16 protein-coding genes and 1 tRNA gene are annotated in these 13,915 nt (G+C 30.7%); 9 read left to right on the top strand and 8 right to left on the bottom strand.

Translation table 11 applies throughout. The annotated features are described in order from the left end of the window. The first annotated feature begins 69 nt into the window (after positions 1-69). The 5 genes from ACKGJY_RS00450 (at position 70) to ACKGJY_RS00430 (ending at position 4,616) form a co-directional block, all read left to right on the top strand. Positions 70-609 carry an AAA family ATPase gene (locus ACKGJY_RS00450; RefSeq protein WP_413971874.1) on the top strand — a complete coding sequence of 180 codons (540 nt, stop codon included), beginning with the start codon at positions 70-72 and terminating at the stop codon, positions 607-609. After that, the gene (locus ACKGJY_RS00445) at positions 609-2,513 is read left to right on the top strand and encodes a RecQ family ATP-dependent DNA helicase (RefSeq protein WP_413971873.1); all 1,905 of its coding nucleotides are present in this window, start codon (positions 609-611) and stop codon (positions 2,511-2,513) included. Before ACKGJY_RS00450 ends, ACKGJY_RS00445 begins: the two co-directional genes overlap by 1 nt. 11 nt (positions 2,514-2,524) lie before the next feature. Then, positions 2,525-3,472 carry a methionyl-tRNA formyltransferase gene (fmt, locus tag ACKGJY_RS00440; RefSeq protein WP_413971872.1) on the top strand — a complete coding sequence of 316 codons (948 nt, stop codon included), beginning with the start codon at positions 2,525-2,527 and terminating at the stop codon, positions 3,470-3,472. Positions 3,473-3,659: 187 nt separating this feature from the next. Beyond that, a complete protein-coding gene (locus ACKGJY_RS00435) occupies positions 3,660-3,932 on the top strand; it encodes an HU family DNA-binding protein (protein ID WP_130935332.1) in 273 nt (90 codons plus the stop codon). Positions 3,933-4,055: 123 nt separating this feature from the next. Beyond that, positions 4,056-4,616, top strand: a complete 561-nt coding sequence (locus ACKGJY_RS00430; RefSeq protein ID WP_413971871.1) for a YqgE/AlgH family protein — start codon at positions 4,056-4,058, stop codon at positions 4,614-4,616. On the opposite strand, the gene ACKGJY_RS00425 is transcribed toward ACKGJY_RS00430, so the two are convergent. Both ACKGJY_RS00425 and ACKGJY_RS00420 read right to left on the bottom strand, forming a co-directional pair. After that, positions 4,613-5,455, bottom strand: a complete 843-nt coding sequence (locus ACKGJY_RS00425; protein WP_413971870.1) for an aminotransferase class IV — start codon at positions 5,453-5,455, stop codon at positions 4,613-4,615. The genes ACKGJY_RS00430 and ACKGJY_RS00425 overlap by 4 nt on opposite strands. A 53-nt stretch (positions 5,456-5,508) precedes the next feature. After that, on the bottom strand, positions 5,509-5,901 hold the full coding sequence (locus tag ACKGJY_RS00420) for an START-like domain-containing protein (RefSeq protein WP_413971869.1): 393 nt from the start codon (positions 5,899-5,901) through the stop codon (positions 5,509-5,511). 130 nt (positions 5,902-6,031) lie between these two features. Here ACKGJY_RS00420 and ACKGJY_RS00415 point away from each other — a divergent pair. Next, positions 6,032-6,105, top strand: a tRNA-Met gene (locus ACKGJY_RS00415). 232 nt (positions 6,106-6,337) lie between these two features. Here the strand turns inward: ACKGJY_RS00415 and ACKGJY_RS00410 are convergent. The 6 genes from ACKGJY_RS00410 to ACKGJY_RS00385 all read right to left on the bottom strand — a co-directional run bounded on the left by ACKGJY_RS00410 (position 6,338) and on the right by ACKGJY_RS00385 (position 11,706). After that, positions 6,338-6,889 (bottom strand): 1-acyl-sn-glycerol-3-phosphate acyltransferase, encoded by a 552-nt coding sequence (locus tag ACKGJY_RS00410; protein WP_413971868.1) that lies wholly within the window; start codon positions 6,887-6,889, stop codon positions 6,338-6,340. A gap of 1 nt (position 6,890) precedes the next feature. Continuing rightward, a complete protein-coding gene (locus tag ACKGJY_RS00405; protein ID WP_413971867.1) occupies positions 6,891-7,973 on the bottom strand; it encodes an iron-containing alcohol dehydrogenase family protein in 1,083 nt (360 codons plus the stop codon). 89 nt (positions 7,974-8,062) lie between these two features. Beyond that, positions 8,063-8,764, bottom strand: a complete 702-nt coding sequence (locus ACKGJY_RS00400) for an HAD family hydrolase (RefSeq protein WP_413971866.1) — start codon at positions 8,762-8,764, stop codon at positions 8,063-8,065. Next, positions 8,755-9,483, bottom strand: coding sequence for a 3-deoxy-manno-octulosonate cytidylyltransferase (gene kdsB, locus ACKGJY_RS00395; RefSeq protein ID WP_413971865.1), 729 nt, complete (start codon positions 9,481-9,483; stop codon positions 8,755-8,757). Before kdsB ends, ACKGJY_RS00400 begins: the two co-directional genes overlap by 10 nt. A 39-nt stretch (positions 9,484-9,522) precedes the next feature. Further along, the gene (locus tag ACKGJY_RS00390; protein ID WP_413971864.1) at positions 9,523-10,098 is read right to left on the bottom strand and encodes a DUF4126 domain-containing protein; all 576 of its coding nucleotides are present in this window, start codon (positions 10,096-10,098) and stop codon (positions 9,523-9,525) included. 183 nt (positions 10,099-10,281) lie between these two features. Continuing rightward, positions 10,282-11,706 (bottom strand): ATP-dependent DNA helicase, encoded by a 1,425-nt coding sequence (locus tag ACKGJY_RS00385; RefSeq protein WP_413971863.1) that lies wholly within the window; start codon positions 11,704-11,706, stop codon positions 10,282-10,284. 130 nt (positions 11,707-11,836) lie between these two features. Between ACKGJY_RS00385 and ACKGJY_RS00380 the strand changes: the two genes are divergently transcribed. Genes ACKGJY_RS00380 through rsmD form a run of 3 tightly spaced genes read left to right on the top strand, consistent with a single transcriptional unit; the run spans position 11,837 to position 13,915 of the window. Then, the gene (locus tag ACKGJY_RS00380; protein WP_413971862.1) at positions 11,837-12,577 is read left to right on the top strand and encodes a hypothetical protein; all 741 of its coding nucleotides are present in this window, start codon (positions 11,837-11,839) and stop codon (positions 12,575-12,577) included. Continuing rightward, positions 12,558-13,376, top strand: coding sequence for a DUF3822 family protein (locus tag ACKGJY_RS00375; protein ID WP_413971861.1), 819 nt, complete (start codon positions 12,558-12,560; stop codon positions 13,374-13,376). Before ACKGJY_RS00380 ends, ACKGJY_RS00375 begins: the two co-directional genes overlap by 20 nt. After that, a complete protein-coding gene (gene rsmD / locus ACKGJY_RS00370) occupies positions 13,376-13,915 on the top strand; it encodes a 16S rRNA (guanine(966)-N(2))-methyltransferase RsmD (RefSeq protein ID WP_413971860.1) in 540 nt (179 codons plus the stop codon). The genes ACKGJY_RS00375 and rsmD overlap by 1 nt, the downstream gene beginning before the upstream one ends.

Below are 13,915 nucleotides of genomic sequence, written 5' to 3'. Positions count from 1 at the left end.
ATAAGGTTTCATTTCCATTTTTTTTATAGCAGTTAAATTCCGAATTTTACATTTAAAATATAATTCATATTGAATCCAAAAAAGATTGTTATTACAGGTGGACCTGGAACAGGAAAATCTACAATTATTAATGAACTCATAAAAAGAAATTATAACTGTTTAGAAGAAATTTCCAGACAAGTTATTTTAGATGCACAAAAGGAAGGTATAGATCAACTTTTTTTAACTAATCCTTTGTTATTTAGCGAATTACTATTAAAAGGTAGAGTTAATCAATATAACACCTCTGAAATACTGAATACTGAGACAGTTTTTTTTGACCGAGGTATTCCTGATGTTTTAGCCTACATGGACTACATTGGAGATACTTATCCAGATAATTTTATTACAACCTCTAAAACGCTTACCTACAACAGTGTTTTTATACTAAAACCTTGGGAAGCTATATATAAAATTGATAATGAACGTTATGAAAGTTTTTCGCAAGCCGAAAAAATTCATGATTACCTGTTACAAACCTATAAAAATTTAGATTACACACCTATTAATGTCCCTTTTGGAACTGTTGAAGCACGTACAGATTTTATTTTAAAAACCTTAAGTATATAGTGAGTTTACACCCTATAAACATACTAGAACGCTATTGGAAATTTACTGCATTTAGAGAAAACCAAGAAGCTATTATTAATGCTGTCTTAGAAGGTGATGATGTGTTTGCTTTATTACCAACAGGTGGTGGTAAATCTATTTGTTTTCAAATACCGGCACTGATTAAAAATGGTATATGTATTGTGGTTTCGCCATTAATAGCTTTAATGAAAGATCAAGTAGAAAATTTAAACTCTAAAGGCATCAAAGCCTTAGCAATAACTAGCGGTATATCAAAAAAAGAATTAGACACACTTTTAGACAATTGTATTTATGGCAACTATAAATTTTTGTACCTATCGCCCGAACGTTTACAACAGGAAATAGTGCAAGACCGCATACGACAAATGCAAGTAAACCTTATAGCGGTTGATGAAGCACATTGTATATCGCAATGGGGAAATGACTTTAGGCCTTCGTACGGTAATATCATAAAAATTAGAGAATTAAAACCTTCTGCCAATATTATAGCTTTAACTGCTACCGCAAAACCTAAAATTGTTGATGATATTATTAAGCAGCTAGATTTTATAAAACCTAAAGTGTATAAACAATCGTTTTATAGACCTAATTTAGGCTATATGGTTTTACATGAAGAAGATAAATATTATCGTCTTGAGCGCATTTTAAAAAAATATAAAAACCCTTCTATTGTTTACGTAAGAAGTAGAAAAGCTACAATTGAGGTTAGTACATTTTTAAACACAAAAAATATAAAAGCTACGTATTACCATGGAGGCCTTAATAATACCGAGAAAGATACCAATATGAACAGTTGGATGACTAACCAAAAACAAGTTATGGTAGCTACCAATGCATTTGGTATGGGTATAGACAAACCTGATGTAAAAACGGTTATTCATTTAAATTTACCTGAAAGTATAGAAAGTTACTTTCAAGAAGCTGGAAGAGTTGGGAGAAATGGAGAACGCGCTTTTGCTATTATTTTGAAAAACAATAACGATGAGAATCTTGTGAAAAATCAGTTTTTAAACGTGTTAGCATCTGTAGATACTATAAAACATGTTTACAGAAAACTTTGTAACTACTTCCAGATATCTTATGGTGAAGGTATACATTTAACTTTTGATTTTGATTTTGGTCATTTTTGTAAAACTTATAATTTTAATACCATCCTTTGTTATAATTCGTTACTGGCTTTAGATAGAAATAGCATTATAGCAATGTCTAAAAAATTTAAAAATAAAGTTGCAATTAAATTTACAAGTACTAACGTTACCATATTTAAATATATAGAAAAACATCCTGAATATAGTATAACTATTAAATCTATACTTCGCTCTTATGGCGGCATTTTTGATCACGATGTAGATATCAGTACGTCAAAAATTGCAGAAAAAGCATCTATCTCAGAGCATCAACTTATACAAACATTAAAACAATTAGAAAAAGATAATCTTATTAGGCTAAATCACTCAAAAACCGATGCTCAAATCACGTTTATAGAACCCAGAGAAGATGATAAAACCATAAATAGAATTGCACATATTATCAAACAACAAAATAAACTTAAAGAAACTCAAGTAAATGCGGTAATTAACTACATTAATGATACCTATGTATGTAAAAGCATGCAATTGCTTAATTACTTTGGAGAAAAAAACACTAAACCCTGTGGCATTTGCACAGTTTGTATTGAAAACAAAACAACGCCTAATAAAAAATCTGAAAATTTAAAAGATGCTATTATTAAACTTTTAGAAAATGGAGATAAATCATCACGAGAAATTACCAAACTGGTTGCTTGTGAGGATAGCGAAACTAAACATGTTTTAAAACTACTTTTAGAACACAAAATTATTACAATTACAACAACTAATACATATAAATTAAGTCATTTATAATATAAAACCTAATGAAAGATTTGAGAATTGTGTTTATGGGAACCCCACATTTTGCGGTTACCATTCTAAAAACACTTGTAGAAAAAGGATATAATATAGTAGGTGTTATTACAGCACCAGATAAACCTGCAGGACGCGGAAGAAAACTTAATGAAAGTGCTGTAAAACAATATGCTAAGGATAAAGGAGTAACCATATTGCAACCCACTAATCTAAAACACAAAGATTTTGTTAGTGAATTAAGAGCTCTAGACGCAAATTTACAAATAGTTGTTGCTTTTAGAATGTTACCAAAGGTGGTATGGGAAATGCCAAAATATGGTACATTTAATTTGCATGCATCATTACTGCCAAATTACCGTGGTGCAGCTCCTATTAATTGGGCAATTATTAATGGTGAAACAAAAACTGGTGTTTCTACATTCTTTATTGATGAAAAGATTGATACTGGTGCCATGATATTTCAAAATGAAATATCTATTGCACCAGATGAAAACGCAGGAAGTCTTCATGATAAATTAATGCATTTGGGTAGTTTACTAGTTTTAAAAACCGTAGAAGCTATAAAAGATGATAGTGCTACAACTACACCGCAAATTGATAATAGCGACATTAAAACCGCTTATAAGCTTAATAAAGACAATTGTAAGATAGACTGGAGTGATACTATTACTAAAATCTATGATAAAATTAGAGGATTAAGCCCTTATCCTGCAGCGTGGTGCGAATTAATAAATGGGACTGAACTACTAAATATTAAGATATATGAGGCTGAAAAAGAAATTGAGCAGCATGATTACCAAGTAGGAGCCATAATCTCTACCAAGAAAACTTTAAAAGTAGCTGTTAAAAAAGGGTTTATTAATATTACAAAACTTAAGCTTCCAGGAAAAAAACTTATGGATGTAAAAGCACTCCTAAATGGGTATAAATTTGAAACCGATGCTAAAATGCGCTAATCCCTTTGTATCACTGATTTTACAAAAAATCGACAAATAACACATCCTTTATTAACAAATGCTATAAGTTATCAACAAAACCCTGTATTTCCCTTGCTATTACTTGCATGAAAGCATAATCCGTATAAATTTGTATAGGATTTAACAATAAAGTTTAACCAATTTATTAATAATTAAAATTTAAATTATGAACAAAACAGATTTAATCGATGCAATGGCAGAACACGCAGGAATCACTAAAGCAGCTGCTAAGAAAGCTTTAGAATGTGCACTTATAGAAATAGAAGGTGCTTTACAAAAAGGAAATAGAGTTTCTTTAGTTGGTTTTGGTTCTTGGTCAGTTTCTAAAAGATCTGCAAGAGAAGGAAGAAACCCACAAACTGGTGCTACAATAAAAATTAAAGCTAAAAACGTTGTTAAGTTTAAAGCTGGATCTGATTTATCAAGTGCTGTAAACTAATTATTAGTTTAGAAAAATAGAAAAATGCTTTCCATAATGGGAAGCATTTTTTTTATATCCATACTAGAAAAGTTGCTTTTTTAATAAAATAATGTTAGTTTTAGTTTATTAAATAATTAACATATGACGAGCACTAGCCCCAAAAAAGGCGATTTGTTAATTGCAGAACCAGCTATAATTGGAGATGTTTCTTTTAATCGCTCTATAGTTTTATTAGCAGATCATACCTTAGAAGGTTCTATAGGTTTTATATTAAACAAGCCTTTAGAGTATACTATAAACGACCTAATACCTGAAGTAGAAGCTGCATTTAAAGTATACAATGGTGGCCCTGTAGAGCAAGACAATCTTTATTTTATTCATAAGGTACCAGAGCTTATTCCCGATAGTATAGAAATTTCTTTAGGTATTTTCTGGGGAGGCGATTTTAAAAGAGTAGCAGAATTAATTACTAATAATACAATCGATGAAAATGATATTCGTTTCTTTTTAGGGTATTCTGGTTGGGATTCTAACCAGTTAGATAATGAGCTTAAAGCCAATTCATGGCTAGTTTCAGAAAATATTTACGAAAAAAATATCATTGAAAAAGATTATGCATCATTTTGGAAAGAAAAAATGTTAGAGCTTGGTGGCGAATATAGCATTTGGTCTAATGCACCAGAAAATCCAAATTATAATTAAGCTAACCTTACTGCAGTATTTAACCGAGTAAGTAATGTTTTTGCAACTTCAATTTTAAAACTCTTTTTTCTGTATTTTGAAATAGGCTGAATTCCTGTAATAATATTTGTTATAAAAAGTTCATCTGCTTTTTGAAGCTCAAAAGGAGAAATTGATGTTTCTGAAAATTCAAAACCTTCCATTTTTTCTATAATCTTAATTAATTGAGTTCGCATTACGCCTTTTAAACAGCCATCAATTAGTGGTGGTGTTTTTATGTAATTATCTTTAACTAAAAACAAATTTCCATTTAATGCCTCCACTACATTTTTATTTGTGTTTAACAATAAACAATTATCAAATCCATTTTCATTAGCAAAAATACTTCCTACAACATTAATAACTTTATTATTTGTTTTTAAAGTTGAAAGTAATGTAGGTGCAACATAATAGTCTTTAAAGAGGTCTACTTCATAGGTAGTTTCACTTAAATTATAAATAGCATCCTCTAACGGCTTAACACTTATGTTGTAACCTATAGCGTTTTGCTTTGGTAAATACAAACCGCCTTCATTTCTATGAACAATAAGTTTAACTCTTGCATTATCTTGTTCTAAATGATTAGCTTCTAAAGTATCATAAATTTGATGCTCCAAAAACTCCATCGTAAAATTCATCGGTATTTCCATACGCATAATACGCATTGAAGCCATTAATCTAAAATAATGATCTTCCCAAAAAAGAATTTTTCCATTAACCACTTTTAACGTTTCAAAAAGTGCATCACCGTAAGTATATCCACGATTATTTATAGAAATATTTGTAGTATTCTCTAATAGTGTTCCGTTAAAATTTACCATAAAAAAAGTCCCGAAATAAATTCGAGACAAATATAAAATTAAAATAATGTTTTTTATGCAGAACCTAACACTTGTTTTAAGTCAGAAATTTGATTATCCCAAAGCATTTTTGCTTCATCAACCTCATCATCTTCCGCAAAATCAGTTACCATTAAGGATACATCTTTTGTAATTTCATCAACTTGAATTCTTATTTCAAAATAACAAGATGCACCGTCTTCTTCATCAGCTACCCATCTAAATTTTACACGCTCTCCACTTTTCTTACTTAACAATTTTGCTTGTTCTTCACTGTCATCCCAAATAAAGGTAAATAACTCGCCTCTAGAATTAACATTGTCTGAAAACCACTCTGATAAACCCGATGGTGTAGATATGTATTGATATAATAATTGAGGGGATGCTTGTATAGGAAATTCTATTTCAAATTTTGTTTTATCGTCCATGAAAGTGTTTAAATTTTGTATTGCTCAATATATACATTAATTGGTAAGTTTTACAATTATTTTTCATAATATTTTACACGAGTTATGTTTGTGTACATTAATATTGTTTATATATTTGCAACCTCAAAATGGCGAGGTAGCTCAGTTGGTTAGAGCGTCGGATTCATAACCCGGAGGTCGGGGGATCGTGCCCCCCTCTCGCTACAAAAAAAGCTGATGACTATTCATCAGCTTTTTTAGTTTAATAACAAAGCTAATTCTTTATAAAAACAATTTTGTAAGTTATAGTTTATAAATACTAAAAAAGCTACCTTAAATAAAAGTAGCTTTTTTACAATAGGTTTATGTTTCTTTTTAGGGACAATTAATTGTTTACTTTATGTTTCATTAACCTCACAATTTATAAATCAAAATGTATGCCACTATTTGTTTTTAATTAAGAATATTTTGGAATTTTACCTTTTACGTCTTTAAAAAATCCTTCTAAAATTTTAAAATCACACTCTACATTTTCAGTGGGATAAAATGGTTTTGAAAACGTGTTTCGTTTATTTTTAAAATCTAAAGTAAACATCACTACTGGCACTTTAGCTGCTTTAGCAATGTAATAGAAGCCTGTACGCCATTTATCTACTTTTTTTCTTGTACCTTCTGGTGCTAAAGCAATTCTAAATGTATCATTTTCTTTAAATAATTTTACAATAGCCTCTACTTTATTTTGGTGGTTTTGTCTGTCTGCAGGTATACCGCCCAAGGCTTTAAAAAAAAAACCAAAAGGGAACATAAAAAGTTCTTTTTTACCTATAAAATTCACTTTTATACCTAATACTTCTCTAACTAGAACTCCAATATAGAAATCGTGCCAGCTTGTGTGAGGTACAGCAATAATTACTGCTTTTTTAATATCGTTTTGAAATGTTTTATAGTGTCCATCAACTTGCCAACCCAGTAATTTGAAATAAATAAATTTAGCCAGCCTTTGCTTCATACTACATTTTTATATAAAGTGCTTTGAGTTTTTTAGGCGTAATTATTTTTTTCCAATTTTTACCTACAGCATTTTCCCATAATGGTTCTAAACTTAAAGCAATACCTATCATAGTATCTAAATCTTTATCACTTAAATCTGCACAAATTCCTGTTGGCAACTTTATATTATGAATTTCTACCATTTTTTTAAAAAGTTTTACACCCTCAGAATAAAACTCTTCTAAATGATTAAAAACAATACAATTACCGATACCGTGTTTAGTACCTAATAAATAGGATAAACCATAACTCATGGCGTGCGCTACACCTACTTGAGAATATGCAATACTCATCCCGCCATGCCATGAGGCCATCATTAACTTATCTTGCGCTTCTTTTTTTGATAATTTACCATCTAAATAAATCTCTTTACAGATGTTGTAAGCCATCTCTCCATAGGTTCTACTAAACGCATTTAGGTAAGTACCTTTTAATGACTCTACGCAATGAATAAAACAATCCATTCCTGTATAAAACCATTGTTCTTTAGGAGCGCCATTTGTCATTTCTGGATCTAAGACGACTTGATCAAATGGGGTGAAATCAGAATTTATACCCAACTTTCGCGTTGGCCCTGTTAAAACTGTGGTTCTTGAAACCTCTGCACCTGTTCCAGAAATTGTTGGAATACCAACATGATATATGGCTTTATTTTTTACTAAATCCCAACCTTGGTAGTCTTCAGCATTACCTTCATTAGTTAACATTATAGCTACGGCCTTAGCTAAATCTAAAATGGAACCTCCTCCAATTCCTATAATACCTGACGGTCTTTCTTTTGAAGTTAATATGATATCTTCTACCAACGCATCTACTTGAGATGTTTTAGGTTCTTCCTTTGTAGATACATACACAATTCTATCTTGATAAGAAATAGGTATTCTAGAAGTTACGTTAATTTCAGTTCTAAAAACATCATCTACCAAAAAGATAAATGGTGCAGCATTACTTAAGCGATTTGGGGATAATAATTCACTTAACTGATTGAAACTACCTCTGCCAAAAATAACTCTTGGCACCATTGGAAAGTTTTTATAACTCATTTAGTATTGTTGCTTTTACAAAACGTAAAAATAGTATTATTTTAATTTACGTATTTAAAATTTTTTAAAGTATTCTATTATTTTGTTTGCTACACCATTTTTAAAAGGTCTCGCAAGGTGTTAATTGTTTCATATTTTTTTCCACTTGTTTCTTTTTGGGTAACCATCTCATGCGCCCATGTGTTATGAAAGGGAACATGTATAGCCTTAGCTTTAATATTTACTAGCGGTAAAACATCAGATTTTAATGAATTTCCTACCATTAAAAATTCTGAAGGATTAATATCTAAATGATTTAAAAGCTTTGAGTAGTTAGCATTTTGCTTATCACTTAAAACTTCAATATGATGAAAATAAGTAGTTAAACCAGATTTTTCCAACTTACGCTCTTGGTCTAACAAATCGCCTTTGGTAGCTAAAATCAATCTATATTTTTTTGATAATTGCTCTAAAACCTCTTCTACACCATCAAGTAATTCTACAGGCTTATTCAACATGTTTTTACCAATATTCAGAATTTTTTCAATAGTTGCATTTGGTAATGTATAGTTTGAAAGCTCTAAAGCACACTCTACCATAGATAAAGTAAAAGCTTTAATACCGTAACCATACAATGGTAAATTTCCGATTTCTTTTTTAAAAAGCTCCTGGTCTATCTTATTTGGCGTTTCAAACCCAGACAGTAATTTAGCAAACTCAAGCTCTGCTTCACGAAAATACGTTTCGTTTACCCAAAGTGTATCATCGGCATCAAAACCAATTACTTTTATAGTACTGTAATCTATTTCCATAGTTTCTTTGCGCGTTCTAAATCTTCAGGCGTATCAATTTCAACACCTTCTACAGATGTTTCTACCATTTTAATACGTTTCCCGTATTCTAAATATCGTAATTGTTCAAGTTTTTCTGAAGCTTCTAGGGTTAACATTGGTAAACGATAAAAGTCTAAAAGTGCGTCTTTTCTAAAAGCATACACACCTTTGTGCTTGTAATATTTAACAGCTACCGAAGTATCACGAGGATATGGTATTGGGCTTCGAGAAAAATACAACGCGAAATTTTTATTATCTAAAACTACTTTTACCGTGTTTGGGTTTTTAATCTCATCTTCATTAGAAATGTGTACCATTAAAGATGCTAAATCCACTTCTTTCTTAGTGTCTTCTTTAAAAACAGCTATCAATTTTCGTAAAGAAACCTCGTCGGTAAATGGCTCATCTCCCTGTACATTAACCACAACATCAACATCTAGATGCTCAATAGCTTCTGCTATTCTATCACTGCCACAATCATGCTCTTTTTTACTAAGCATTACTTTACCTCCATTAGTAGCAATTTCATCATAAATAACAGTGCTATCGGTAACTACAATAACATCATCAAATAAATTGGTGGCCACAGTAGCTTGATACGTTTGGAGAATTACAGTTTTACCTCCTAAATCTTGCATGAGCTTACCTGGAAATCGAGATGCGCTATAACGCGCAGGAATCATCGAAATAATTTTCATGTAACGGTTATAAATTGAAATATCAAAAATACCAAATATTTATCCAATTGGTTTCTTCTTTGTTTTGAAACGGATAAAAAATTTAAAAATAACAACTAAAATAACAACTGCCAGAATAATAGCCACAATAGGTACAAAAATGGAAAGGGTAGACATTACTACCGATGAACCTGTTTCTAGTGTTGCTACAATAGGATTTGCTAAACCACCCGTAGTTGCTGTAGATGCTAATCGTGTGGTGCCTGATGTACCTGCAATAGCTGCTGCAGTACCACCACCTGCTATAATAGCTAAAGCCCAAGTGGTAACTTCACTTAAATCTGCAACTGTAGATAACATTACAGCTGTACCTGCTATGGCAGCCAAAGGCACTGCAATACTGTCTAATAAGTTATCAATATAAGGAATAAAATAGGCACAAATTTCGACTAAGGTTGCAACACCTAATGTAATAAGTGCTGGTATCCCTCCTACCCATTGCCAAGATTCGTTAAGCTGCCAAACATTAAAGTAAGCTGCTAAACTTAATGCGAATAAAGGTAAAAACACCCGAAAACCGACGGAAGCTGATAACCCAATGCCTAAGCAAATACTAAGTACTGTTTCTGGTGTCATAAACTACTAAATCCTTAAAGAGGACTTTATTTTGTTAATTTTTGTGTAAACCAATCTACAACTATTTTTTTGATAAAGTAAAAAGCCCAATTTTTAGCAACGCATTAAAATATTTTAAATGTAATTACTAAACTTAATAAGAACTATACAAACTCTTTACTGCTACTAAAATCTATAATTATTTTACGCTTCAAAAAAATCATTTTTAAATCCTATAAGATATAATTTTTCTTTTGCTCTAGTTACTGCGGTGTAAAGCCATCGTAAATAATCAACATCTATACCATTGGGTAAATAAGGTTGTTCTACAAAAACCGTATTCCACTGTCCACCTTGCGATTTATGACAAGTTATTGCATACGAGAATTTAACCTGTAATGCATTAAAATGTTTATTGGATTTTACTTTTAAAAATTTTTTATAGTTGCTGGTTTCGTTTTCAAAATCCTTCATTACTTCTTGGTACAATCTATTAGAATCCTCATAAGATAGAGATGGTGTTTCTGCAGTAATAGTGTCTAAAAGCAATACGGTTTCAAAAGGTTTCATTTTTGGGTAATCTACCATACGTACTTTTACTTCCGCGAAGCGAAAACCATATAATTCTACAATACTAAAAATTTCTAGTACTTCAACAATATCGCCGTTTGCTATAAAACCAGCTTCTGTAGTAGGTTTTATCCAAAAATAATTATTTTTAACTACCATTAAGTAATCGCCAGAACTTAGCTCATGCTCATTAAATAAAATCCTGCTTCGTATTTGTTGGTTATACATATTGGCACGCTTATTACTACGTACAATAATAGCAGTATCTTCATTACCTAAATTACTGTAGGCGTCGTTAATGGCATCCATAATTTCGTAACCATCTACTAATCGTACAATATCTGTAAACCCCTGTAATTCAAATTTAAAAGTATCTAAAAAACTGCTAGCCAAGGTTTCTCGTAAGGCTGTAGCATTTATTAAAATACCAGAGTCTGCCTCTTGTCGCACAACCTCGTCCAACTCCATTTTAGTGACTTCTTTATTATAATTTAATGCCAACTTATTCTCGTCTAAAGCTGGACTTATATCTAATTTAACTGGTGGTAATTGCGCGGTATCGCCAATAAGTAACAGTTTGCATTTAAAACCAGAATATACATACTGCATTAAATCATCTAATAAAGAACCGTTTTCGAATAATTTAGAATCTCCTGGCGTATCGGGAATCATTGAAGCTTCATCTACTATAAAAATGGTGTTTTTATGCTTATTGGGTTGCAACACAAATTTTACACCACCTCCAGAATTTTTTTTTGGAAAATATATTTTTTTATGAATGGTAAATGCCTCTTTTTTAGAATAATTAGAAATTACCTTAGCAGCTCTACCAGTAGGCGCTAATAACACCGCACTCATTTTTGCTTTCCATAAATTATTAACAATGGTACTCACAATAGTAGTTTTACCAGTACCTGCGTAACCTTTTAACAAATAAATAGAATTTGATGCTTTACTAAATATAAACTGAGACAGTTGCTGTAAAACAATATCTTGTTTTATGGTAGGCTGAAAAGGAAAATGTTGTTTTACTAGAGAATAAAATTCTGCCGAAGTCATAAAAAAGAAAAAAGGATTTAGAAATTATTCAAATATAGAAATGATTTTTATTAAGTATAGTTTTAACCATTGAAAAAAAATTGTAGATTTGCGAGAGACCATTAAAAAACTTTAAACAAATTTTAAGACTATGATGTTTATTATAGGAGTTATTGCAGTAATACTTGTTACTATTGGATTAGTAAAACTTATTGACAAATTTATACCAAGCAAATTAAGACCAGTATTAATGCTTGTGTTATGGATAGGTATTTTTGCTTTAGGGTATTTAACATTTATGTCTATTTACAACCCTATTCTTTTTAACCAAGAGAAAGAAAAGCGTTATGCTGAAGTTATTAAAAGTTTAGAAGATATTAGAGAAGCACAATTAGCCCATAAAACTGTTACTGGTAAATTTGAAGGCAACTGGGATAACTTAGTAAAGTTTATTGATACTGCAGAATTTACATTAACACAACGTAGAGATTCGAGTATTATTGATAAAGAAGCGAATAAAAGGTTTGGTTTAACTACTATGACTAAAGATGTTGTTATAATTGATACTTTAGGTACAAGATCCGTTAAAGATTCTATATTCAAAAATTCTGATAGGTACAAAACGATGATGAATGTTCCTGTTGGTGAAGCAGGCGCTAAGTTTAAATTACAAGCTGGTTATTTAGAACAAAACGACATTAATATTCCTGTTTTTGAAGCTTCAGTAAAAAAAGATATTATTCTTTTTGATCAACCAAAAGAATTGGTAATGCAAGAAAACCAAGTGCTTTCTGTAGAAGCCGTAAATGGAGATGAAATTAAAGTTGGTTCTATGGATGAAATAAAAACTATAGGTAACTGGCCAAAAACTTATGGCACTAAAAAAGACTAAAAGTTTAGATACAATTACAGATAAAAAGTTGTCCATTCAAATTAGTTTGAGTGGACTTTCTTTTTGTGTCCTAAATACAGCTTCAAACTCAATTACAAATTTTGAGCATATCCCTTTTGATAAAAAAAATAATCCCTATGAAGCTCTAGAGCGGATAATGCATTATTTTGATATTAGAGATTACCTTAAAACTGTATTTGATGATATTTTAGTGATTCATGAAAACGAATTATCTACACTAGTACCTAAACCTTTATTTAATGCAGACTATTTAGCCGATTATTTAAAATTTAATTCTAAGATTCTAAAATCTGATGTCTTATGCTATGATACTCTAGAAGTAAATGATAGTGTAAATGTATACGTACCCTATATAAATGTTAATAATTACATTTACGAAGCTTTTGGAGAATTTACCTTTAAACACTATTCTACACTATTAGTAGAAGAAGTACTTAAACTTGAAAAAGAAAATAGCACTAGCAAAGTGTATGCACACATAACGGCGCATCATTTTGAAATAATTGCCTTAGAACGCAACAAGCTAAATCTTTACAATACTTTTGAGTATGATAATCCAGAGGATTTTATCTATTACCTGCTATTTACAATAGAGCAGCTTGGGTATAATCCCGAAACTATACATCTTGTTTTAATAGGAAATGTTGCTCTTGAAGACGATTTATATAACATCGCTTATAAATACATCAGGAATATTTCTTTACACCAAGGTAACATTACTATTCCCAACGATAGAGATTCTAAATATTCTAATTTTATTATAGCAAATAGCTTTTAATGCGCATTATATCAGGAACACATAAAAGTAGAAAAATTGTAGCGCCAAAAAAATTACCTGTACGCCCTACTACAGATATGGCTAAGGAATCCCTATTCAATATTTTAAATAACACGTATTATTTTGATGAAATTTCAGTTTTAGACCTATTTGCGGGTACTGGTAATATAAGTTACGAATTTGCCTCTAGAGGTACAAAACGTATTACCTGTGTTGATAAAAACTTTGGCTGCATTAAATTTATTAATGAAACTGCCGAAAAATTTAACATGTCTATTGACACTATAAAAAGTGATGTGTTTAAATTTTTAGAAAACGCTAAACAGCAAGCAGATATTATTTTTGCAGATCCGCCATATAACTTCTCAGATGAGCAATTTGCAAAACTACCAGAACTTATTTTTAAAAATAATATGTTAGGCAACGAAGGAATATTAATAATAGAACACTCTAAGCATACAGACTTATCGCAGTTATCTCACTTCTCGCACCAAAAAAACTATGGAAGTAGTGCATTTAGTTTTTTTAAAAATGTTTGA

This window comes from Hyunsoonleella sp. 2307UL5-6, assembly GCF_047345485.1.
GTDB lineage: Bacteria > Bacteroidota > Bacteroidia > Flavobacteriales > Flavobacteriaceae > Jejuia.
Note: the sequence above shows the minus strand (reverse complement) of the source record. Positions and strands in the feature narration are given on the sequence as shown.